Here is a 23,419-nt window from a genome sequence, read left to right on the forward strand (position 1 = left end):
TCAGCAGGCGAGCGCGTACTCCGCCGGCGGGCCGCGCCGGGTCACCGCATGCCGAAGCAGCGTCTGATGGGTGGTCAGGTCCGGCTCCGCGCCGGTCCGCCGGGCCCGGCCCGCCGGCTCGGTGACCGGGACCACCACGCCGCACAACACCGCGAGCACCACGCGCAGCGGTGCCGAGGCCAGTGCGATCAGGGCGAACAGCGCGGCTTCGCCGCGCCGCAGCCACCAGCCGGTGAGCAGGGCCGCCACCAGGTGCGCGCCCACCATCGCGATGCCGCCGTCCAGCAGCATCGGCCCGGAGCCGGACATGTGGTGGTGCCCGCTCGGCGCCGGAGCCGGGAACAGCGCGGGGTCCACCCGCGCGCTGCGGACGATCTGCTCGGACGTCCAGCCCGGAGGCAGCAGGATGTGCCCGGCCGAGTCGCGCGGGCCGCACAGCAGCCGGTCCAGCAGGGCGCTCGCCCCCGAACCGGCGGGGCGGGTCGCGCCGGTGGACACGGCGGCGCTCGCGGCCGTGGCGAACAGGGAGTGCAGCGCGAGTTGGCCCACCGCGAGCAGCGCGGTGATCGAGCCGAGGGAGCGCTGCCGACCGGCGCCGGCGAAGGCCGAGACGAACACCACACCGAAACCGGCGACGGGCGCCCACAGCGGCAGCGGCGCGCTCGACATCCACGCGTGACCGCATGCCGCGAGCGCGGCGCAGACCGCCGCGAACACGGCGGCGCGCACAGCGCGGAAAGGTACGGACACGGCCTGCATGACGCCCCATCGTCTCATCGCACGACGGCCCCCCGTGTCCGGGGCCGGCAATGCCCGCCCGCCGTCCGTCGTCGCCGCCCGCCGGCGTTCCGACGCCGCGGGGCGGGCAGGCGGGTGTCCCCGGGATGCGGCCGAACGAATCGTCTTCACGGACTATTGACGACCGATCAAGTGATGTGCGCATACCGGGACCGAGCGGCGGCAATAAAAACAGGTGTGTCTCCCCGCCAATGGGGAGAGATCGCCGGATAGAGCCGGACTCCCAGAGAAGTCGAAAGGCCGCTCATGGACATGAGGTGGACTGTCCACCTGCCACGGGATACGGCGAGCGTACCGATGGCGCGCAGACTTTTGGTCGGCGCCATGGAGACCGCGGGGGTGGATCGAGAGATCGCGATGGAGATCGGCCTCGCGCTGTCCGAGGCCTGCGCGAATGTGGTGGAGCACGCCCGGGGCGGGCCGTATTCGGAATATCAGATTCGTGCGGGCATTACCGGTGATTGTTGTCGGGTCGAGATCATCGACGGCGGCCCGGGTTTTCCACCCGATCGGCTGCGCGGATCGGCGGTCGCGGTCGGCCCGGGTGCGGAGAACGGCCGAGGATTGATGTTGATCCGGGCGATGACCGACCACGTGCAGCTCAGCAACCACCCCAGGCGCGGTGCGGTGCTGCGCTTCGAGAAGACGCTGCGCTGGCGCAAGGACGCGCTGGTCCCGGTGTCGTAGCCGGGGTGCGAGTGTCCCGGCCGGGGTGCCGGCCGGGCCCGGACCCGACCCGAACGGCCGTGCCGGACGGGCTCGTTCCGGCGTAAGGCTACGATCGGGGCAGTGGACCGGGCCGAGGTACGGGAATTGCTCGACCGCGTGGCCGCCGGCGAGGCGGACGTGGCCGAGGCACTCGACGCCCTCGTCCGCGGGCCCACGGCGGGCTTCGCGGACCTGGGATTCGCCCGGGTGGACACCCATCGGGAACTGCGCACCGGAGATCCCGAGGTGGTCTTCGCGGCCGGCAAGACCCCCGAGCAGACCGTTGCGCTCTTTCGCCGATTGCGCGAGACGAGTCGCCGGCCCGCACTCGCCACCCGGGCCTCGGCGGCCGTGGTCGAGGCGGTGTACGCGGCGTTTCCCGGCGAGGCCTACACCGACGACGGTGGCACGTGCGTTGCGGTGGGCGCGCCGCCGGCGACCCGCGGCCTGGTCCGGGTGGTTTCCGCGGGCACCTCGGACGTGGCGGTGGCGGGCGAGGCGGCGTTCACCGCGCGCCTGTTCGGCGCCCGGGTGGAGCGGATCGAGGACGTGGGCGTGGCCGGCATCCATCGGCTGCTCGCGGTGCACGCCGAACTCGACGCGGCGGACTGTCTGATCGTGGTCGCCGGCATGGAGGGCGCACTGCCCAGTGTGGTGGCGGGCCTGGTGTCGGTGCCCGTGCTCGCGGTGCCCACCAGCGTGGGCTACGGCGCGTCCTTCGGCGGCCTCGCGGCGCTGCTGGCGATGCTCAACTCGTGTGCGCCCGGGGTCGCGGTGTGCAACATCGACAACGGCTTCGGGGCGGGCGTGTTCGCGGCCCGGGTGGCGCGGCGCGCCCGGTCGGACCGGCCCGACGCGACGCCGACGCCGTAACGCCCGATGCCGTAACGCCCGACTCCGTAACGCCGCAACCGACCGAGCGCCGAAGCACGGGAACAGCCAAACGCAAGAATGCGGTCGGTTTCGGTCGCTTCGTCGGTTTCCCGGCAGGACCCCCCGTCGGCTGCGACAGTGGCCGCGACGGGAGGTGTCCGCTTGGCCATCGCATGGTTCCAGTGCCAGGCCGGTGCGAGCGGCGACATGCTGCTCGGGGCCCTGATCGACGCCGGCGCCCCGCTGGAGGCCGTCCAGCAAGCCGTCGACGCGGTGGGCGTCGAACCGATTCTGATCACCGTCGAACGCACCGACCGACACGGGATCGCCGCGACCCGTGCCATGGTCAAGACCGTACCCAGCCATGTGCATCGCACCTGGAACGACGTCCGCGACCTGCTCGACCGGGCCGATCTGCCCGAACCCGTGCATGCCCGGGCGCACGACGTGTTCGGCCGACTCGCGCACGCCGAGGCCCGCGCGCACGGATGTCTGCCCGAGGAGGTGCACTTCCACGAGGTCGGCGCGCTGGACGCGATCGCCGACGTGGTCGGCACCTGCACGGCGCTGCACGCACTGGGCATCGAGGAGGCGGTCGGCTCGCCGGTCGCGCTGGGCAGCGGCAGCGTCCGGGCCGCGCACGGCGTGTTGCCGGTGCCGGTGCCGGCCGTGCTCGAACTGATGCGGGTGGCCGCCGCCCCGGTGTACGCGGGCCCGGCCCCGTACGAGATGTGCACGCCCACCGGTGCGGCCCTGCTCGCCTCGGTGTGCCGGACCTGGGGGCCGATGCCGGCCCTGCGGATCACCGCGGACGGGACCGGTGCGGGCAGCCGTCGGGTCGAGGAGGTGCCCAACATCCTGCGGGTCGTGCTCGGCGAGCGGTGCGAGGCGCAGCGGTTCCAACCGACCGGCGAGGACGTGCTGATCGAGACCAACGTGGACGACCTCGACCCGCGTCTGTGGCCGGCGGTACTGGGCAAACTGCTCGCGATCGGCGCGGGCGACGCGTGGTTGGTGCCGATCCTGATGAAGAAGGGCCGCCCCGCCCACACGCTGTGCGTGCTGGTCCCGGCGGACCGGGTGGACGCCGCGCTGCACACGGTGTTCGTGGAGACCTCGACGATAGGGGCGCGGATCGTGCCGGTGGCCAAACGCGCGCTGGCCCGCGAGTTCGGCACGGTACGGGTGGAGGGCCTGCCGGTGCGGGTCAAGACCGCGATGTTCGACGGCAGGGTGGTCAACGCCCAGCCGGAGTACGAGGACGTGGCCGCCGTGGCCACGTCGCTGGGCCGACCGGTGAAGGTGGTGATGGGCGCGGCGACCGCGGCGGCGTACGCGGCCGGACTGCTGCCCTGAACATGGCAGCGCGGCGCGCCGCATAGCCTGGGGCGATCATTCGTCCCCGTGTTGGCCGCGTACGTCGAGGAGCAGGCACCCGTGATCGCTCGTCCCCTCCGGTTGCTGCTCGCGCTGCTCACGGCCGTGGTCGCGGTGGCGGCGCTGCCCGGGTCGGCCGGCGCCGCGCCTGCCCGCGCCGCCGCCGCCGACCATGTCGTGCTGCTCGGGATCCCGGGCCTGACCTGGGCCGACATCGATGCCGGAGGCACTCCGGGCCTGGCCGCGCTGGCCGGGCGCGCGACCTCGGCCGCGATGTCGGTGCGCACCGTGCATCCGCGTGCGTGTCCCGTCGACGGGTGGCTCACCACGGGTGCGGGTGCCCGCTCGACGGATGCCCGGACCGGTGCGAGGAGCGCCGAGCCGTGCGCCGAGCCGGTGCCGCCGACCCTGGCCCCGGACGGCTCGGCGACGGTGCCGAACATGCGCGCGATCGTCGAGCGCAACGAGGAGTTCGGCTACAACCCCCGGTACGGGCAACTGGCCGGCTCGGTCGCCGAGCACGGCGGGGCGGTCACCTCGGTCGGCCCCGGCGCGGCCTATGCGAGCGCCGACCCGAGCGGTCGGGTGCGCGGCACCTACCTGCCGGATCCGGCCGCCGTGGACACCGCGCTGATCGAGCGCTCCGCCCTGACCCTGGTCGATCTCGGCGGGCTGACCGGCCCCGGCGTCGACCGCGCCGACCGGCTGCGGGCGGTGGACGCGCAGGTGGCCCGGATCGCGGCCGCGCTGCCGCCGCGCACCCAGCTCGTGGTGGCCGGCCTCGCCGACGACACCGGCACCCCGCACCTGCGCGCGCTCCTGGTGAGCGGCCCCGGCACCGCGTCCGGCACGACCTTCGGCTCCGGCTACCTGACCGCCACCTCGACCCGCAACGACGGCCTGGTCCAGCTCACCGACCTGGCCCCGAGCCTGCTGGCGCCGCTGGGCATCGACGCGCCGAGCGCGCTGGTCGGCGCGGTGTACACCCGGGCGGCGGGCCCGTCCGGCGGCGCCGCGATCGACGAACTGCGCCTGTTCGACGCGGGTGCCCAGGCGTCGCGCACGGTGCGCGAGGTTTGGTACTTCTTCACCTGGCTCACCCTGTTGCCGATCGTCTGCGCGGCGATCGCGCTGTGGCTCGCCGTGCGGTTCGCGCGCAGCGGCCGGACCCGGGCCCGGCGCACGGTGATACGCACCGCGACCGTGATCGGGGTGTTCTTCGGCGCGGTCCCCGGCGGATCCTTCCTGGTCGGCCTGGTGCCGTGGGAGCAGGCCGGCGACCCGGCCTGGACGCTGCTCGGACTCACCGTCGCGTTCGCCGCCGTGCTCGCGGCCCTCGCCCTGCTCGGCCCCTGGCGCAGGCACCCGTACGGCCCGGCGGGCGTGGTCGCCGCGGCCACCGCGGTGATCCTGGCCGGCGACGTGATGGTCGGCTCACCGCTCCAGCTGAACACCCTGTTCGGCCTGTCCCCGCTGGTCGCGGGCCGGTTCTACGGCTTCGGCAACGTCGCCTGGACGATCTTCGCGATGGCCGTGCTGCTCGCCGTCGGGTGGCCGGTGGGCCGGCTGCTCGCCGCCGATCGCCGGCGGGCGGCGATCGTGGTGCTCTCCGCGGTGGGCGCGGTCGCGGTGGTGGCCGACGGATGGCCGGCCTTCGGCAGCGACTTCGGTGGCGTACTGGCGCTGATCCCGGGCCTGGCGGTGCTCGGCCTGCTCCTGACCGGCACCCGGATCTCGTGGGCCAAGGTCGGCCTGGTCGGCCTGGGCGCGGTCGTGGTGATCGGCACCATCGCCGTCCTGGACTGGCGCCGCCCGGCGGCGAGCCGCTCGCACCTGGGCCGGTTCGTCCAGGAGATCGTCGACGGCGACGCGGGCGACACGCTGCACCGCAAGATCATGGGCAACCTGCACTCGTTCACCACGCCGTTCACGCTGATCATCCCGGTCGTGTTCGTGCTGCTCATCCTCGCCGTGCGCGATCCGTCGAAGTGGCGGGCGCCGGCCCTGGCCCGCTCCTTCGAGGCGGTGCCGTGGCTGCGCTCGACGCTGATCGCGTGCTGGCTGACCGCGGTGGTCGGCTACGCGGTGAACGACTCCGGCATCCAGATCCCGGCGGTCGCGCTCACGCTTGCGGCGCCGCTGGCGATCGCGGTGATCGCAGCCGTGGCGGGTTCTCGAACCCCCGTCGGATAGGCCGCGGCGTTCGGTGCCGTGCCTCGGCGTGCCGGAGAAGCAGCCGCCCAGTGGTTCTATTCGGCTGTTTCTCCGGTGCGGCGAGGTGCGGTGCCGGGCGTCGCGGACCCGGCGGGGGTTCGAGAACCCGCCACGGGCGGCCCGCCCGCGCGCCGACCGACCAGCACCACCGCGACCAGGATCGCCGCGCCGGCCCACGGGCCGACCGTGCCGCGCAGGGTGCGCTGGAGGGTGTCCACCGCGTCCGGCAGCGGGATCACCCGGCCGGGGACGTACGCGCACACCAGGAGCGTGCTGCGGGCCAGCAGCAGCCCGTCGAGCGCGGACGGCGCGAGCAGCACGAGCGGTGCCCAGGCCGCGACGTCGTACCAGGGCAGGCTGTACGGCGTGGTCAGCAGCCAGGCCAGGGACAACAGCGCGGCCGCCGCGGCGCTGTCGCGCAGTACGTGTGCCATCGCCGCGGGCCGGGCCCGGGCGGCGGTCCGGGCCAGCAGCCACACCACCAGCGCGGCCAGCAGCCAGCCGAGCAGGCCGATCAGCGAGCGTGCCCCGTCGTGCCCGACGGCCGACTCCAGCGGCCCCAGCACCAGTCGCAGCGGCACCGCGAGCGAGACCAGCTTGGCGTTCTCCCGGAGTTGATCGAACGCACCGAAGCCGACCGGCAGATAGGCCGCGACGCCGACCACGAGCGCCGACCCGAGCATCGCGCCGAGCGCGCGCGGCCGCCCGCGCAGGCCCCATGCCAGGGCCAGGACGTACAGCCCGAGGGAGACCTTCGCCGCGCAGGCCAGACCGATCAGGACACCCGCGAGCACGGGGGAGCGGCGCACCGCGACCAGTGCGCCCACCGCGAACACCAGCGCGAACGCGTCCAGATGGCCGGCGCCCACCGCCACGAACAGCAGCAGCGGATTGAGCGACCACAGGATCGCCACCCGGGCCCGGGCGACCCGATCCGGGCCGGCCGCACGCTGGAGCAGCAGCCCGGTGAGCACGAACGCGGCCGCTCCGAGCAGGGTCAGCACCAGCACGATCTGGTGCACCGAGGTGCCGCCGATCCGGGCCGCGAGCCACTGCTCCGCGGTGGCCACCGGCCCGTACACCGACGGTACGTCGGTCCACGGCGCCTCGACCGCGATGCCGACCGGATCCCCGTCCCGCACCAGTGTCGCGGCGGTGTCCCGGTAGGGGTCGCCGCCGGTGGCCGCCAGGCGCCCGTAGGCGGCGTACACGAGGTGGTCGGCCGAGCCCATCGGCGGCACGCACACCACCGCGAGCGCGGCGAGCGCGCCGCCGAGGGTGAGCCGACCCGGGTCCGGGGCCCAGCCTCGGCCCAGTTCGCGCAGCGCCAGCGCGAGGCCGATCGCACCCACCAGGGCCGCCGCGAGCAGCAGGCCGGTCACCAACCCCGCGGCGGGGTGGGCCGTGCAGTGGTACGGCGGCAACCAGGACGGCCCGCCCGGCAACGGCGGCTGCGCGGCCGAGGGCCCGAGCAGGCCGGTCAGCACGACCAGGGCGATCGCCAGCGCGCACAGGCCGAGCGCGAGCGTCCCAAACGGATGTTCCACGTGAAACATCGACGGGCGACGCGCCGCGGCGGGCCGGACCGCCACCGGTTCAGCCACGACCGCGGATCGCCCCGGGCAGCGCCCCAGCCGCGCCTCGTTCGGCCAGGGCTCGGGCCACGTGCGCGTACTGCCGGGCCCGATGGCGCTGCGCGGCGAAGTCCGTGCCGGTCACCCGGTGGTGCAATGCGACCTCGACCTCCTCGACCGGGAAACCCTGGCGGACCAGGTCGATGGTCAGCCCGGTCTCGACGCCGAAGCCGGCCGCGAGCGGCAGTGCCGCCTCGAACGCGGCCCGGGTCAGACAGCGCTGGCCGGAAAGCGGCTGCGTCGCGGTGAAGCCGGAGGCCCGGGCGATGCCGTCGCGGGCGGCCCGGACGACGAACCCGTGTCCGCCACCGGCACGCAGTTGGGGCGGCAACACCGCGATGGTCATCGCCGCCGTCCCGGACCGCACCGGGTCGATCAGCGGCGCCGCGGCGGCGGCCGTGTGCTCCAGGTCGGCGTCCAGGAACAGCAGGTGGCGCGGTCGTTCCCGGCCCTCGCGCAGGTCGATCGCGGCGACCACGGCGGCGCCGGTCTCCATCGCGCCGGCCTTGCCGCGATTGCGCCCGTGGCGCACCGGCACCGCACCCGCCGCCCGTGCCGCGGCAGCGGTGTCGTCCCGCGAACCGTCGTCCACCACCACCACGAGGTCCACGCCGGCGATCGATCGCGCCGCCTCGACCGTGGCCGAAATTCGTTGTGCCTCGTCGTATGCCGGGATCACCACGGCCGTGTCGCCGGTCGGTGTGCCGGTCGTGTGCTCCGCCATGGCGTGATCCTACGAGCCGATCGAGGTGCCTCGAATGCCGCCGGTTCCACCCGTCCTGCCCAACGGCGCGGCGCGGCGGCGTGAAGGTCACCGGCGTTGGGGGTACAACGGAAGGGAGCCACATCGCGGGTATGCTCCAGGATCCTGTGATCGCGGTCTCGTGAGATCTGCGGAACCTCCGAGGGCCGGCCGTTCGTCGTCCTCGGTGAGGAGTGCTGGAATAGGCGCGGCGTCGCATCGGACGCGGTGTCGCCCCAGGCAGAGACCAACAGACCCAACCGCAGCGCAAACCGCAGCAATGGATGGCACGACGGTCCGCTCGGGAGCCCCCATCTCCCGCCCGAGGCCCGATTCGCGAGGGCAACACCCGTACCGGGCGCCGTAATTCGCCACCCCTGCGCCACCTCGCGCCATGTGCCGCCAAGCGGCCTCGTCATGGTCGGCTGCGGAGTACCTGAGTATCACGCATAGTGCTTCCACGTTCACGGAAAGGAACGAGCGCATGCTGCGCGAGATCCTCGGAAGACGACGGAGGGAACGCACCGCATTGATGTCGGCCGTGCTGACGTGTGCGAGATGGCGCTGGCCGGTGGTTCCCGGCGTCGGATACGACCGCTGGTCGGGCGTGTGTCGTTGTGGTGCTACCGAATGTCGCGTGCCGGGCGCCCATCCGGGTGAACCTCCCCTGCTCGCGGCCACATGTGATGAACGCATGGCGCGCTGGTGGTGGCAACAAACCCCCGACGCGTCGTTGATCCTGGCGACGGGTGGGCGGGTGGCGGCGTTGAGCGTGCCGTCGGAAGCCGGTGCCCGCTCGCTCGACCAACTCGCCCGGCTCGGTGTGCGTACCGGTCCGGTCGTCGCCGCGCCGGGCCGCTACGCGTTCCTGGTTGAGCCATACGAGTTGGGCGAACTGGGTGAGTTGCTGGACCGATACGGCCTCGATCGGTACGGCACGGTGCCCTCGACCCTGCGCTTCCACGGCGACGGCGGCTATCTCGCGCTGCCGCCGTCCCGGGTGCAGGGTGGCCTGTTGCGCTGGGCCAGGCCACCGGCGCCCTCCGGGGATCCGACGGCCGGCGGGCCGTGGTTGCCGGGCGTGGCCGACCTGGTCCGCACGCTCGTGGACACCTGCCAACACGCCGAGCCCAGAGCCTGATCGAGGCGCGCCGTCACGCGATGCGGTGATCGTTGTGGCGTAACCGCAACATGTGGTGATCGCTGCACGTAGTGGCGGCGCGATAGGCTCGGCGAGCCGATCATTCCGGCCCCGTTTCGCACCCGAATCCCGCTCGTCGGGACGCGTGTGGAAGGGGGCTTCGCGCGCTAGGAGACACCATGCAGCGCCCACGCACGGGTCACGTCCGCACGGTGGCTCTGGGCGCGGTCGTGGGTCTGTGCCTGATCGTTCCGCTCGCCGCCGCCTCCGCGGACTCGGCGGGTTCGGACAAGGGCCGCCACACCGCCGACTCGGGGCCGACCACCCGCCCGAGCGCCGCCAAGGCGGCCGAGTTCGGTAACGGCGTAAGCGACGGCGATCGGGCCGGTTCGGCCAAGCTGCTCGAACTGATCGGCGGCAAGCCCACCGCGAAGTCCACGGCGGGGAGCACCACTTCGCCGGCCGCGGGCACGGAGAGCGTGTGCGGCAAGGCGATCGACGGCCCCAAGGGGGTCCGGGCGCAGACCTGTGTCGAGCGCGACGGTTCGGAGGTCTGGGGCCGGGTCTACTACCGAAACCCCACGCCCGAGCCGCTGTTGCTGGTGATGAGCGTCCTGCAGCCCGGCGGCGGCACACTGCGGGTGAGCTGCTCGGTCGAGCCCAAGGAGGCCGAGGGCCGCTGCGACACCCCGCGGGTGCGGGCGCCCAAGGGTCTCGACGGCTGGTCCGCGGTGGCCGAGTTGGCCTCCAAGGACGGTCTGACCAAGCTGCTCCGGTCGGGGTCGGCGACCGCTCAGCGCTGAGCCCGCACCACCCGAGGCGCTCACCAATCCGGGTCGACACATCGGCCGGCGAATGCGGCGAATTTCCGTCGAACCCGTCGAGGAATGCAGTGTCGGCGGACCCGGAAAGAGCACGGGACAAATTCGGGAAAAGACCCCGGAAAAGTGAAGGGCCCGGCCGCTGAAGACGGGGGATGCATCAGCGACCGAGCTGGGTCAAAGGTAACAACAAGCCGGCGGATCTCCAATCCGGGGCCGGTTGTCGACCGATCACGACCGTTCACGACCGCTCCCGCACGCCCGTTGCCGGGCGTGCGGGCGATCGTCGTCCGTGCGACCTCGTGTCCCGGTATCCCTATCGGCTGGGCGTCAGCACCTTCTCCGGGTTGCCCTCGGCGGGGCCGGCCGGGTCGTCGGCGGGCCGGTCGGGCGGGTCCACCGCCAGGTGCGGCAGCACCCTGTCGAGCCATGCGGGCAACCACCAGTTGGCGCGTCCGAGGACGTGCATCAGGGCGGGGACGAGCAGCATGCGCAGGATGAACGCGTCCAGCGCGACCGCGCCCGCCAGGCCGAGGCCGGCCATCATCGCGCCGCGGTCGCCGCTGAGGACGAACGAGGCGAACACGAAGATCATGATGAGCGCGGCCGAGTTGATCACCCGCCCGGTCCCGGCCTGTCCCACGCGTACCGCACGGGCGTTGTCGCCGGTGCGCAGCCATTCCTCGTGCATGCGGCTGACCAGGAAGACCTGGTAGTCCATCGAGAGCCCGAACAGCAGCGGCAGCATGATGACCGGCAGGAAGGAGATGATCGGCCCCTCCTTGCCCAGGCCCAACAGGTCCATGCCCCAGCCCCACTGGAAGATCGCGACCAGCATGCCGAACGACGCGCACGCGGCGATCAGGTTCATCAGCGCGGCGGTCAGCGGTACCAGCAGGCTGCGGAACGCGACCAGCATGAGCAGCGCGCCCAGCCCCACGATGAGGGCGATGAAGCCCGGCATACGATCGCCGACCACGGCCGCGAAGTCCTTCTGCAGCGCGGTCTCGCCGCCGATGTGGACCTTCAGCGTGCTGCCCTTGGCGGCGGCGGGCACGATCTCGTCGCGCAGCGTGTCGATCAGCCTGTCGGTGGCCGCGGCCTGCGGTGACGTCGTGGGTACGACCTGTACGACCCGGGTGCCGGCGGCGAGTCCGCGGGCGTCGGCGGGCACCGGGGCCTCGACCACGCGCACGACGCCGGGAGTGCGGCGCAATTCGGTGATCAGGGTGTCCAGCGCCTGCCGGTCCTGCGGACCGTCGAGCTCGGCGACCATGAGCAACGGGCCGTTGAAGCCTGGGCCGAAGCCCTCGGCGAGCAGGTCGTACGCCTGCCGGACGGTCTGCGAAGTCGGCTGATTGCCCTGGTCGTTGGCGCCCAGGCGAAGCGAGAGGGTCGGCACGGACAGGGCCGCCATCACGACCAGCGCGACCAGGCCGAGGGTTCGGGGCCGGCGTTGCACCAGGCGGGCCCAGCGCATGGCGGCGCGCCCGGCCTCCTCGCTCTGCGGGGCGGCGCCCGCGGCGGACTGCGCGGCCAGTGCCCGGCGTTCGCGACGGCTGAGCGCGCGCATGCCGAGCATGCCGAGCAGCGCGGGCAGCAGGGTGGCGGAGGCCAACACGCTCAGCACCACGACGAGTGTGGTGCTGATCGCGATTCCGTCGAACAGGGCGATGTCCACGGTGAACAGCGCGAGCAGCGCGACGCACACCGTGCCGCCCGCGAACACGACGGCCCGGCCGGAGGTGTTCAGGGCCCGTACGGCGGCCTCTTCGGGGGTGAGCCCGGCCCTGAGGCCGTTGCGGTGCCGCGTCACGATGAACAGGGCGTAGTCGATGCCCACGCCGAGTCCGATCAGGCTGCCCAGCAGCGTCGCGGTCTCGGGGATGTCGGTGACGTGGCTGAGCAGGATGACCGTCGAGATGCCGGTGCCGACCGCGAACACCCCGCTGACCAGCGGGAGCAGCATCGCGAACAACGATCCGAAGGCCAGGAAGAGGATGATGCCCGCCGCGACGATGCCCACGCCCTCGGCGAGGCCCGCCGGGGGTTCCTGGGCGGCCTCGATCGCGGGTCCGCCGAGTTCGACGTGCAGCCCGGGCGCACGTGCCTCCTCGGCGCGCTCGATCAGGTCCTTGAGATTCTCGGTGTCCAGCTCGAACTGCTGCTTGACGAAGGTCACCTGGGCGAACGCGATGCGGCCGTCCGCGCTGACCTGCGCGGCGCCGTCCGGGTCGTACGGGCCGACCACGCGGCCGACGTCGGGCATGCGCGCGATGTCGGCGAGCAGCGCGGCCATCCGGTCGCGTACCGCGGGGTCGTGCACGGTGCCGTGCTCGGTCCGCCACACGACGTTGTCCACATCGCCGGCCGCGTCGGGGAAGGCCTTCTCCAGGCGCTCGTACGCGGTCGACGACTCGGTTCCGGGGATCTTGAACACATTGGAGTACGCACTGCCCAGCGTCACGCTCGCGGCGACGGTTCCGAACAGCGCGGCCACCCAGAGCAGGAGCACCGCCAACCGATGATCGAGACACCAGCGCGCCCAGGCCGCCATAGCCGTTTCCTTCCTCGTGCGGGCCTCGCGGCCCGGTTGTGCTTGCTCGGGCCAGATTCGGTCGATCCGGGGGCGGCACGGCCGGCCGGCGGCGGACTCACAGGAAGCTCACAATCAGTCCCCCGAAGTTCCGCAAACTTCAGCCGGATACTGGGGGCATGAGCAGCAGTCAGCCGCGCGCGGGCGCCAAGGTCCTGGTTGTCGAGGACGAGCCGAGCATCACCGACGTCCTCGCCATCACCCTGCGCTTCCACGGCTTCGAGGTGGTCACGGCGGACGGGGTGCATGCGGCGCTCGCCGTCGCGCGCAGGGAGCGGCCGGACGTGGTGCTCCTGGACATCACGCTCCCGGACGGTGACGGACGCCAGGTGTGCCGGGTGCTGCGCGCCGAACGGCCGGACATCGCGGTCGTGTTCCTCACCGCCCGCGATGCCCCCGCGGACGTCGTCAAGGGACTCACCCTCGGCGGCGACGACTACATCACCAAGCCGTTCAATGTGGACGAGTTGGTCGCGCGTACCCGCGCGGTGTTGCGGCGCACCCGGCCGACGCCGGACGAGAGCGCGCAGCCGGTCCCGCGCCCGCCCGTACTGCGGCACGGCGACCTGGAGTTGGACGAGGCGACGTACACCGCGCGCCGGGGCGGGCGCGGCGTGGAACTGACCCCGACCGAGTTCGCGCTCCTGCGCCACCTGATCCGACACGGCGACCGGATCGTGCCGAAGGAGCAACTGCTGCGCGAGGTGTGGAAGTACGAGCACGTCGTGGAGTCGACGGTGGTCGAGACGTACATCAGCTACCTGCGCCGCAAGCTCGATCCGCTGGCGCCGGACGGGCCGCCGCTGATCACCACACGGCGCGGCGTGGGTTACGGACTGCGACCGGCGGACTTCGGCGCATGACCGGCGAGTTCGAGGAGCGCGGTGACATGGATGACGGGGTGGACGGGCGACCGGGCGGACGACCGGGTGGGCCACTGCGCCTGCGCCTGCGCCGGGGCGGGAAGGCGGGCCGGTCCGGGGGCGGCGGCGAGAGCGCGCGGGCGGGGCGGGGCCGCCCGGGGATGGTGCTGCGGCGGGTGCGGAAGCGTCCGCACATCGTCGCCATGCGGGCGACGCTGGCACTGAGCAGCATCGCGGTGCTCGCGATCGGGCTGGCACTGCTGATCTGGTTCAGCATGATGGGGGTTCGGCACTATCTGGAGTCGGGCGTCGACGAGGACCTGGCCACGGGCCGGTCGGGCATCGAGCGGACCGGCATCACCCGGGCGCAGTTGTCCGAACCCGGCCCGACCGCGGGCCTGCGCGACGTGCTGATGTCGGCCGGGCTGCACGGCAAGGTCTTCGTGCTGGTCGACGAGTACGGCACCGCCCTGCCGATCGCCGACCGGGCACCCGACGCCCTGCAGCGCGCTCTGGCGGCGCAGTTCCGGGACCCACGCGGCATGGCGCCGCACGCCGAGCCGCGTGGCATCTCCCTCGCGGGAGAGGACTACCGGGCGGTGGCGGTGCGCCTCGGCGACGGCCACTACATCCTGCTCGCCCGCTCGACCGAGGACATCGCCGGTGTGGTCGACCGGGTCGTGCACTTCGAACTGTTGGTCGGCGGGGCCCTGCTGGTGCTGCTGGGCGGGTCCATCTACTTCGTCGCATGGTGGCGGTTGCGGCCCTTGGAGGACATGGTCGAGACGGCGTCGGGCATCGCCGAGGGCGGTCCGGACCGGCCCGATCTGTCCGCGCGGGTGGCGCCGCGCAAGCGATCGTTCAGCGAGGTCGAGCAGTTGCGGACCGCGTTGAACGCGATGTTGCAGCAGGTCGAGTCGGCGTTCGAGATCCGCGAACACGCGGCGACCCACCTCAAGCGGTTCGTGGCCGACGCGTCGCACGAGTTGCGGACGCCATTGGCGGCGATTCGCGGCTATCTGCAGTTGTACGAGAAGGGAATGCTGGCGTCGGAGGACGAGCGCATCCGAGCGCTGGACCGGATGGGGGTCGAGGCCGAGCGGATGGACCGGCTGGTCGACGAGTTGTTGGCGCTGGCGCGGCTGGACCAGCGTCCGCAGTTGCGGCCGCGCCCCATCGACCTGGTGTGCGTGGTGCGCGGGGCGGTTGCCGACCTGCGTGCCCAGCAGCCGGCTCGGCGGGTGCATACGGACGTGCCGGATACCTGCGTGGCGCTGGCCGACGGGGCGACGCTGAGTCAGATCGTCGGCAATCTGCTGACCAATGTGCGGGCGCACACGCCGGTGTCCGCGGATGTGCACGTGTCGGTGTCCGAGGCTGCGGGCGACGACGGGGAGCGGCGGGTCGTGCTGCGCGTGCGCGACGAGGGCCCGGGCATGCGACCGCAGGATGCCGAGCGCATCTTCGACCGCTTCTTCCGGGCCGCGCGCGAACGCGGCGGGAACGGTACGGCGGGCGCCGACTCGGGGAGCGGGCTTGGCATGGCCATCGTGTGGGCGGGAGTGGCCGCGAACCGGGGCACCGTGCGGGTCGAGACCGCACCGGGGGCGGGCCTGACCGTCATCGTCGAACTGCCGGCCGCAGCTGAGGATGCCGACGCGCCTCGGCACGACGGCGCGGCGTTGCCGGCCGGGGCCGAGGATGCCGACGCGCGTCGGCAGGACGGTGCGGCGGACGGAGCGAAGAGCCGGGCTTCCGGGCCACGGCCGTCGGCACTCGTGTCGCCGGCCGCGGAATCCCACCGGGTCCCGTCCGGCGGACCGGCCATGGTCCACCGGACGGGGTCGGGCCCTGGTTCGGGGTGATCCCGACCGTCAGGTCAGCGTGATCCGACGGTCGGTTCGGGGGGACCGACGGTCGGTTCGGTGTGATCCGACGGTCGGTTCAACGTGACCCGACGGTCGGTTCAGGGTGACCGACGGTCAGTTCAGCGTGATCTGACGGTTCAGCAGACCGTTGCGGGCGCTGCGCTGACGCGGCGTCAGCGGGCTGGTGTCCGCCATCGCGGTGGCGAGGCGCTCACCGAATTCGCGGGCCGGCTTCTCCACGTCCTCGGCGGTCATCGTGGTCGGCAGATCCCACACCGGGACGAGCAGCCCGTGCGCGCGGAACGAGCCGACGAAGCGGGTGCCCTCACCCAGGCTCGACTCGCCGGCCGCGTGCAGCCGCGCGATGGCGTCGAGCAGCTCCTCCTCCGCGTGCGGCATGACCCAGCGCAGGTGGTTCTTCTCGGTGGTGCCGCACCAGTACGCGGCATCCACCGAGGACAGCCGGACGGTCGGCATGGCCGCCGCGTTCGCCCGCTCCAGCGACGCGCTCACCTCGGCGTTCATCGCGGCCGGATCGTCCACCCAGAAGTCGAAGCCCGGGTGCACGGTGATCTCCAGCGGCTTGGACAGGTCGAGCAGGTCCTGCAGCCGGTCACCGGACTCGGGCAGCGGGCCGGGGGCGACCGACGTGCCGTCCTCCTGGGCGAGCGCGCGCTCCAGGGCGTGCGCGAGGTCCCGGCTGACGTCGCCCGAGCTGGTGTGGGTCTGCAGGCCCACCAGGATCGCACCGTCGGCGCGCCGCAGTGCGGGCCAGGCCATCGGCAACACGGTCGCGAGGGTGACCACCTGGTCGGCGTGCTCGCCGGTCAGGGTCAACCGCGCGGTCGCGGCCGGGACCAGTTCGCGCAGCGCGATCCAGTCGCACTCGTTCGGCAGCCCCTGGAAGGGACGCAGGACGAGCGTCTCGGCGGCGGAGGCCGCCTCGCGCCCGTGACATGCCTTGTACCGGCGGCCCGAATTGCACGGGCACGGTTCACGACCGCCGACGACCGGGACGGATCCCGTGGCGGCTGCGGTCTGGGTCTTGTTGCCGGTGTGGCCCTTCAGCGCGGCCTTCTTGCCCATGCTGCGGTCTCTCCGCCTCGGTGTCGGGGGGATGGTGGTCGACGACTCACCAGGTCCGAGGGTACTGAGTTCCGCGGGCATGGGTTGACGCTCGAACGCGTGCGCGATGGGGGTGCGGCGGGGTGTGAGGGGATGCGTCGGGGCGTGGCGGGGTGTGCCGGGGGTGCGACGCGGTGGTCGGCCGGGTGGGCGGGTCGGCAATGCGTGCGCGACGGGTCGGGCCGCGGGTGGGCGGGAATGCGGTGCGGGTTCGGTTCTGTCGGGCGTTGCCCAGGGTGGGGGTGTCGCCGGTGTGCGGTGTGCGGACGAGGGCCGGGGTCAGAGTTCGGGATCAGGGCCCGGGGGTCGGAGCTTGGGGTCAGGTCCCGGAGTCAAGGCCCGGAGCCAGGGCCTGGGTCAGAGCCCGGGTTCAGTCGAGCGGCTCCACTGCGTCCACATCGAATTCGTCCCACAGGCGGTCGGCGGTGCGGGCCCGGATCGGGACCAGCGCCCACACGGTGACCTCGTCCGGTGTGCCGCGCACGCCCCAGTCGGCCGCGAGCGTGCCGATGATGGACAGGCCACGACCGCCGTGCGCGCTCAGTGACGGGCTGGCCTGTCGGGGACGGGTGGAACTGCCGCCGTCGGTGACCTCGATCGCCAGCAGACCGTCGGGACGCACCCACCAGGCGGCGCGGACGTTCCCGGACGGCAGGGCGCGGGCGTGGCGTAGCGCGTTGCTCAACAGTTCGGACAGGATCAGCACCGCGTCGTCCACGACGTCCCCGGCGATGCCGCGTTTGTCGAGATCGGTGGCCAGGCGGTGCCGAGCCGCGGACACACCGACCGGAGCGTGCGGTACCAACACCGCCGCGGAATCGGGCACCCCACGGGCCACGACCATTGCCACCCCCGGCCTCCTTAGTGCACTCACACGCCTGCCTCGCACGCATGTCTCGCGCGTCGGGCTTGAGATGCCCGATGCCGGCGGACGGGAAACGGCGGGGCGCCACGCGCTCCGACTCGCCCAGGGGCGTATAGGGGTATGCGATCCTGCCAAGACGGATATAACGCCCCGAAAGGCTACCAGCGTACGCCCCCTAATTGGGGCTAACCGGACACTTGGGCCAGTACCTGTCGTGGCCGATTCGTGATGATGGCATCCACGCCGAGCCGCAGGCACAACTCGACGTCCTCGGGGGTGTCCACGGTCCACACGTGCACCCGGTGCCCGGCCCGATGCAGGCGGGCGACGTAGCGCGGGTGGGCCCGCACGATGTCGATGCTGGGGCCGGCGATGCGCACGTCCCGGGGCAGCGTGCCGTCCCGGAACAGCAGCGGCACGTGCTCCATCAGGAACACGGTGGGCAACTCGGGCGCCATCAGTCGCATCCGCCGCAGGGACAACTGGGAGAAGCTCATCACCCGGATCGGCGACGGGTCCTCGGCGCCGGGCCGGCTGAGCCCGAACCGCTCCAGCAGATCGACGAGGCGACGCTCGACCAGTCCCGCGTACCGGGTGGGGTGCTTGGTCTCGATCGCCAGGCGCACCGGGCGGGGTGCGTCCACGACCAGTTCGAGCAGGCGTTCCAGGGTGAGCACCGAACGGCGGTCCCAGTCGGGGGCCTCCGGTTCCTCGGGGCGTTCGCGTTCGACGCCGGATTCCTTCCAGGAGCCGAAGTCGAGCGCGGACAGCTCCGCGAGTTCCAGCGTCGAGACGATGCCGCTGCCGTTGGAGGTGCGGTCGACCTTGCGGTCGTGCACGCACACCAGATGGCCGTCGGCGGTCAGGCGGACATCGCATTCCAGGGCATCGGCGCCGTCCTCGATGGCCTGGAGATAGGCCGCGAGCGTGTGCTCGGGGACGGTGTCGGACGCACCGCGGTGGGCGACGACCTGCACGTTGGCGCGCAGTGGGCGCGCCCCGGTGGTTGGCACGGAACAATCGTGCCATCCCGAGGTGAGCGCTCGGTGACGGGCAGGTGTCGGGCGACGGTGTCCTGGGTTCCGTCCGGGGGTTGTGTGCCAGGGTGCGTTGGTATCCGCAGGTATGCGTAGGTGTGTGTCGGCGTGTCTTGGCGTGTCTTGGCGTGTGTGGGTGTTTGCGCGTTGTGTACGGCCGGGGCGGCGCGTTGGCGGGTCGGCGGGGGTGGGCGCGGGTCAGGTATGGCCGGGCAGCGGGCCGGCGGGTGGGTGTGCGGCCGGTCGTGTGAGGCGGGTCGTGGGCGGCTGGGTGCGCGGGTCGGTGCGTAATTGTGCGCGGATTGTGTGCGGCCGGGGTGGCAGGTCGGCGAGAGGTTTGGTGCGGCGGCCGGGGGCGGCGGGGCGGCCTGTGGTTTGTGCGGCCGGGGGCGGCGGGGCGGCCTGTGGTTTGTGCGGCCGCGACGGTGGGTGGTTTGCGTGGGTTCGTCGTGTGGTCGGGTGGGAGTGGGACGAGACCGAAGAGGCCGGCGGAGGTGGAATACGGCTTCGCCGCAGTCGCGGCGGGCGGTCGATGGCGTTCCGGGGGCCTCGTAGGCCGGGTCGCGGGGCGCTTTCGGGGCCGATCTTCGGTGATTCCTCCGAGATTTACACCCCTGCGCGACCGGCTCCACCTGCGCGGATAACCACGGGATAAGGGGGACGAGCGGCCGGGACGTCCGGCGCTTACGGTGTTCAGACAGGGCGTCGGGAAGTCTGTGGGCATCAAACATTCCGAATGTGCGTGGGAGGAAGACCGTGAGCGACGACCGCGACGTGACCGGCGGCGAAGTCGGTTCACCGGTGCCAGGGGAGGGCCACGGATCGTCCTCCGCCACACCACTGCCGGCGGAGCCGGGGATCGGGTCCGCAGCGGCGGAGCCGGAGTTCCGCTCCGAGGCGCCGGCAAAGCCGGTCGGGGCGCCCACCGTGGGACAGCCGCACGGGGAGGCCGGGCCGTCCACCGCGGCGCTGCCGCCGGTGGGTGAGCCGACGGCCGAGGTGCCCGCCGCGTTCGCCGCCGCACCGGCAGCGGGTGCGGCGGGCGGCGCGGGGGTTCCGCCGTTCGGGACGACCGGTGCCTACCCCGGCTACCCGGGCTACCCCGGTTTCGGCGCACCGCCCAAGCCCAAGCGCCGGCCGTCCGGGATCCTGGTCGCCGCCGTGGTGGCCGCGCTGCTCGCCGGCGGTGTCGGCGGCGGGGTGGGCGCCTGGATCGTGGAGCGGGACGACAAGCCGGCCTCGGCGGGCGTCGGCCCGTCCTCCTCGCCGGTGGACCCGGCCTCGCTGAACCGCTCGCCCACGAGCGTGGCGGGCATCGCCAAGCAGGCGGTGCCGAGCACGGTGACGATCAAGACCAAGGGCAAGGTGTCCGGCCAGGGCACCGAGAGCGGCACCGGCGCGGGCTTCGTGTACGACAAGCAGGGCCACATCCTGACCAACAACCACGTGGTGTCGCTGGCCGCCGCCGGTGGCGAGCTGAGCGTGACCTTCTCCGACGGCACCACCAAGCCGGCGAAGATCGTCGGCCGCGCCGAGGGCTACGACCTCGCGGTGATCAAGGTCGACGACATGCCCACCAACATCCAGCCGCTGCCGCTGGGCGACAACGACAAGGTCGCGGTCGGCGACCCGGTGATTGCGATCGGCGCGCCGTTCACCCTCTCCAACACGGTGACCACCGGCATCGTGAGCGCCAAGGACCGCCCGGTCGCCTCCGGCGACCAGCAAAAGGTCTCGTACATGAACGCGATCCAGACCGACGCGGCGATCAACCCCGGCAACTCCGGCGGTCCGCTCCTGAACGCGGCCGGCGAGGTGATCGGAATCAACTCGGCGATCCGCTCGACCGGCGGCGGCGGGCAGTCCCCGTTCGGCCAGCAGCAGGAATCCGGCAGCATCGGCCTGGGCTTCGCGATCCCGATCAACCAGGCCCGGTGGGTCGCGGACACCCTGATCCAGGGCAACAAGCCGGTCTACGCCCAGATGGGCATCCTGCCCGACTCGCGCTACACCGGCACCGGCGCGCAGATCATGGCGCAGAGCACCAACGGCCAGGACCCGGTCACCGCGAACGGCCCGGCGGCAAAGGCGGGCCTGAAGGCCGGCGACGTGATCACCAGGCTCAACAACCGGGCGATCGGCTCCTACGAGGACCTGTTCAGCGAGATCTGGAGCCACCGCCCGGGCGACAAGGTCAAGGTCACCTACCAGCGCGACGGCAAGGAAGCCACCACCGAGGTCACCCTGGGCCAGCGCGTGGGCGACAACTGACCCCCGCCCCCGGCCACCCATGAGCCCGCCCGGAATCCCCAGTGATCCGAGCCATCGCTCATGAGAGACTGATCCCGCCCGCACCCCACCAGGTCGCGGCGCTGGAGGACTCGCCTAGTGGCCGATGGCGGCAGTCTTGAAAACTGCTAGCAGGGGTGACTCTGCTCGTGGGTTCGAATCCCACGTCCTCCGCTGACCTGCAGAAATGCGGAGATGAGAGACCGCCGGCGCGCGTCTCGGGCCCCATGGTGGGCCCGACGTGTGCCCGGCGGTCTTCTCGTTGGCGCGCGGGATGAACTGCTCGGCGGCCTCGGCAGCCGCGGCGGCGACCTCCTCGTAGATGATCGCGTAGACGTCCGCGGTGAAGGTGTACATGCATGGCCGAGCACGACTTGGCCCTTACTCGCATTGGCGCCGCTGCCCGGATGGATCACCGCGGCACCGTGCCGGAGGCCGTGGAACCGGATGGGCGAAAGGCCGGCGGACTCGACGAGGACGCAGAACTCATCGACACGCAGCACATCCGCGTAAGCGGCGAAGCCTGGGAAGCGGCGCCCAGCGCACCCAGGTCTGCCCCTGCGTGCGCGGGGGCAGAGATCGTGGTGCGGCCGACGTCGATCGCGCTGGGACCATCCCCACGTGCGCGGGGAGCAGAGCGCTTGCGAACCGGGTTCGGAAGCGGCGTACTGTGCGTCGCGCGCGCGTTCTCTGCTCAGGGGAAACGCGTACGGCGCGGCATTGAGGGGCGCCGCGCCGTACGGCACGTCATGGGGAGACTGAGACTTGAAAATTGGAAACTGCTGGCAGGGGTGACCTTGCTCGTGGGTTGGAATCCCATGTCCTCTGCAGGAAGCAGCGCAGGTTGGCGGCGCTTTCGAGGAGGGTCGAACGAGTGCCGTCGAACTTTGTGTCTGACAGGTGAAGGCCGGGGACGGCGGGTGGCTGCGGCGTAGACGTGGTTGGGGCCGGCCGGGGGCCTTGCTTGTGTGGCTTGGGGGCCGGTGTGGGGTCGGGCGGGTTCCCCGCTCGGTTCAGGTCAGTTCTGCCTCGAAGCCCTGGCGCCATGACGGGTAGCGCAGTTGCCAGCCGAGTTCCCGTTTGGCCTTGGCGTTGGAGAAGGCGCGGCCCTCGGTCATCATGATTACCGCCACCTCGCCGGCCAGCAGGCGGGCCGGCCACTTGGGGATCCGCATCGGGGGTTTTGCTCCCGCGCACGCGGCCAGGTGGGGCAACCACTCGCTTGCCGGGGCCGGTTCGTCGTCGACGATGTTGAACACGCCCTGCGCCTGTTGCTCCACGGCCAGGACGGTGGCGCTTGCCGCGTCGTCCAGGTGCACCCAGGAGCTGTAGCCGGTCGCGCGCCCGACCAGGGGGAACTGCCGTTTGCGTACGAGCTCGACCTGGTCGTCGGTGGCGCCCGGTCCGTAGAACGCCCCGTACCGCATGACGGCGCCGCCGGCCTTGCCGACCGCGTCCTCCACGTGACGGAGTGCTGCCATCGATGTGTGCGCCGCCGTCCCCGTCATCAGGTCCAATGGGTCCTCCTCGGTCTTCACCCATCCACCCGTACGGATGCCGTTCCAGTTGGCGTAGCCCTGGGCGACGAAGTGGGACACGCCGGCCGCCTCGGCTGCGGCCAGCAGGTGGTCCGTTCCCTCGGTGCGCAGCCGGATGGTGGGGACTGCCCACCGGTCGAAGTGCTTCAGATCGGGCTTGCCGGCGTGTGTCATGGAGATGCCCGTCATCTGGTGCACGATCGTGTCCGGCCGGGCCTCGGCCACCGCCGCGCCGACCGACACCGCATCCAGCCCGTCCATCACGACGGCATCCGCGCCCAGCTTCTCCAGCGAGCCCAACTTGGCCGCACTCGTCGTCGTCGCCGTCACCTGGTGGCCCCGCGCCACCAGTTGCGGCACCAACCGCCGTCCCAGCACCCCGGTCCCGCCTGCCACGAACACCCGCATGACCATCACCTTCCTGATCCCTGATCGGAATCCCTGATCGGAGCCTGCCTCCGGCACCCGAGACGAGACGGCCTGTCCGGCCATCCGCGTCGAGGCCCTTGTCGAATCGCCGTGCAAGCCGGCGTACCGCTGCCGGCGACCGCTGCCGCCGTACAACTACCGGCGTCCTGCCGCCGTACCGCTATCCGCGCCCGCTCCCGCCGTTCCGCCGTCTACACCGCCGCCCGTCCGTCAACCCGCCCAGCCGCAAGCCGCAAGCCGCCCGCCGCAAACCGAGGCCACCGTCACCACGGCACCCGGCCGTCCTCGCCAAAGAACCCGGCGGTCGGTCTCCGTGCTTCTTCGAGCCCCGAGACGAGACAGCCCGACGAGATGTGACATGTGTTCTCCAGCGCTCCAGTGCTCCGGCCACCCGGGGACCAGGCCCCACGGCCCCACGGCCCCACGGCCCCACGGCCCCAGGGCCCCCAACGCCCCAAGGCCCCAAGGCCCCAAGGCCGCTGCTCCCCTCCGCCGTGGTGT

The 23,419-nt window shown here is 72.4% G+C and carries 17 protein-coding genes and 1 tRNA gene; 10 read left to right on the forward strand and 8 right to left on the reverse strand.

Annotated elements, in window-relative coordinates; genetic code table 11:
• On the reverse strand, nt 1–729 hold the full coding sequence (locus ACZOOI_RS14585; RefSeq protein WP_465281041.1) for a hypothetical protein: 729 nt from the start codon (nt 727–729) through the stop codon (nt 1–3).
• A 315-nt stretch (nt 730–1,044) separates the two neighbouring features.
• Here ACZOOI_RS14585 and ACZOOI_RS14590 point away from each other — a divergent pair, with 315 nt between their 5' ends.
• The 4 genes from ACZOOI_RS14590 (at nt 1,045) to ACZOOI_RS14605 (ending at nt 5,949) form a co-directional block, all read left to right on the forward strand.
• Nucleotides 1,045–1,485: an ATP-binding protein gene (locus ACZOOI_RS14590; RefSeq protein ID WP_391587335.1), complete on the forward strand. Its 441-nt coding sequence runs from the start codon at nt 1,045–1,047 to the stop codon at nt 1,483–1,485.
• Between the two features lie 102 nt (nt 1,486–1,587).
• Nucleotides 1,588–2,379 carry a nickel pincer cofactor biosynthesis protein LarB gene (gene larB, locus ACZOOI_RS14595; RefSeq protein WP_465281042.1) on the forward strand — a complete coding sequence of 264 codons (792 nt, stop codon included), beginning with the start codon at nt 1,588–1,590 and terminating at the stop codon, nt 2,377–2,379.
• 162 nt (nt 2,380–2,541) lie between these two features.
• Nucleotides 2,542–3,735: a nickel pincer cofactor biosynthesis protein LarC gene (larC, locus tag ACZOOI_RS14600; RefSeq protein WP_465281043.1), complete on the forward strand. Its 1,194-nt coding sequence runs from the start codon at nt 2,542–2,544 to the stop codon at nt 3,733–3,735.
• A gap of 81 nt (nt 3,736–3,816) precedes the next feature.
• Complete coding sequence (locus tag ACZOOI_RS14605) at nt 3,817–5,949, forward strand: hypothetical protein (RefSeq protein ID WP_465281044.1); 2,133 nt, start codon at nt 3,817–3,819, stop codon at nt 5,947–5,949.
• A gap of 56 nt (nt 5,950–6,005) precedes the next feature.
• Here ACZOOI_RS14605 and ACZOOI_RS14610 read toward each other — a convergent pair whose 3' ends face one another.
• Both ACZOOI_RS14610 and ACZOOI_RS14615 read right to left on the reverse strand, forming a co-directional pair.
• Nucleotides 6,006–7,517 (reverse strand): MptA/MptB family glycosyltransferase, encoded by a 1,512-nt coding sequence (locus ACZOOI_RS14610; protein ID WP_465281045.1) that lies wholly within the window; start codon nt 7,515–7,517, stop codon nt 6,006–6,008.
• A 49-nt stretch (nt 7,518–7,566) separates the two neighbouring features.
• Nucleotides 7,567–8,328 (reverse strand): glycosyltransferase family 2 protein, encoded by a 762-nt coding sequence (locus ACZOOI_RS14615; RefSeq protein ID WP_465281046.1) that lies wholly within the window; start codon nt 8,326–8,328, stop codon nt 7,567–7,569.
• A gap of 550 nt (nt 8,329–8,878) precedes the next feature.
• Here ACZOOI_RS14615 and ACZOOI_RS14620 point away from each other — a divergent pair.
• Both ACZOOI_RS14620 and ACZOOI_RS14625 read left to right on the forward strand, forming a co-directional pair.
• Nucleotides 8,879–9,487 carry a bifunctional DNA primase/polymerase gene (locus ACZOOI_RS14620; RefSeq protein WP_465281195.1) on the forward strand — a complete coding sequence of 203 codons (609 nt, stop codon included), beginning with the start codon at nt 8,879–8,881 and terminating at the stop codon, nt 9,485–9,487.
• Between the two features lie 179 nt (nt 9,488–9,666).
• Complete coding sequence (locus tag ACZOOI_RS14625) at nt 9,667–10,290, forward strand: hypothetical protein (protein ID WP_465281047.1); 624 nt, start codon at nt 9,667–9,669, stop codon at nt 10,288–10,290.
• Between the two features lie 334 nt (nt 10,291–10,624).
• On the opposite strand, the gene ACZOOI_RS14630 is transcribed toward ACZOOI_RS14625, so the two are convergent.
• Nucleotides 10,625–12,865 carry an MMPL family transporter gene (locus ACZOOI_RS14630; protein ID WP_465281048.1) on the reverse strand — a complete coding sequence of 747 codons (2,241 nt, stop codon included), beginning with the start codon at nt 12,863–12,865 and terminating at the stop codon, nt 10,625–10,627.
• A 158-nt stretch (nt 12,866–13,023) separates the two neighbouring features.
• Between ACZOOI_RS14630 and ACZOOI_RS14635 the strand changes: the two genes are divergently transcribed.
• Nucleotides 13,024–13,767: a response regulator transcription factor gene (locus ACZOOI_RS14635; protein ID WP_391587342.1), complete on the forward strand. Its 744-nt coding sequence runs from the start codon at nt 13,024–13,026 to the stop codon at nt 13,765–13,767.
• Complete coding sequence (locus ACZOOI_RS14640; RefSeq protein ID WP_465281049.1) at nt 13,764–15,632, forward strand: sensor histidine kinase; 1,869 nt, start codon at nt 13,764–13,766, stop codon at nt 15,630–15,632. Before ACZOOI_RS14635 ends, ACZOOI_RS14640 begins: the two co-directional genes overlap by 4 nt.
• Before the next feature lie 117 nt (nt 15,633–15,749).
• On the opposite strand, the gene ACZOOI_RS14645 is transcribed toward ACZOOI_RS14640, so the two are convergent.
• From ACZOOI_RS14645 to ACZOOI_RS14655, 3 genes are all read right to left on the reverse strand, one after another.
• Nucleotides 15,750–16,721 (reverse strand): DUF5926 family protein, encoded by a 972-nt coding sequence (locus ACZOOI_RS14645; RefSeq protein ID WP_465281050.1) that lies wholly within the window; start codon nt 16,719–16,721, stop codon nt 15,750–15,752.
• Between the two features lie 409 nt (nt 16,722–17,130).
• A complete protein-coding gene (locus tag ACZOOI_RS14650; protein ID WP_465281196.1) occupies nt 17,131–17,604 on the reverse strand; it encodes an ATP-binding protein in 474 nt (157 codons plus the stop codon).
• A gap of 206 nt (nt 17,605–17,810) precedes the next feature.
• A complete protein-coding gene (locus ACZOOI_RS14655) occupies nt 17,811–18,638 on the reverse strand; it encodes a glycerophosphodiester phosphodiesterase (protein ID WP_465281051.1) in 828 nt (275 codons plus the stop codon).
• A 780-nt stretch (nt 18,639–19,418) separates the two neighbouring features.
• On the opposite strand from ACZOOI_RS14655, the gene ACZOOI_RS14660 reads away from it, so the two are divergent.
• Nucleotides 19,419–20,933, forward strand: coding sequence for a S1C family serine protease (locus tag ACZOOI_RS14660; protein ID WP_465281052.1), 1,515 nt, complete (start codon nt 19,419–19,421; stop codon nt 20,931–20,933).
• 103 nt (nt 20,934–21,036) lie between these two features.
• Nucleotides 21,037–21,125, forward strand: a tRNA-Ser gene (locus ACZOOI_RS14665).
• Between the two features lie 839 nt (nt 21,126–21,964).
• Here ACZOOI_RS14665 and ACZOOI_RS14670 read toward each other — a convergent pair.
• The gene (locus ACZOOI_RS14670; RefSeq protein WP_465281197.1) at nt 21,965–22,903 is read right to left on the reverse strand and encodes an NAD-dependent epimerase/dehydratase family protein; all 939 of its coding nucleotides are present in this window, start codon (nt 22,901–22,903) and stop codon (nt 21,965–21,967) included.
• Nucleotides 22,904–23,419 lie beyond the last annotated feature (516 nt).

It is taken from the genome of Embleya sp. L77 (genome assembly GCF_055557415.1).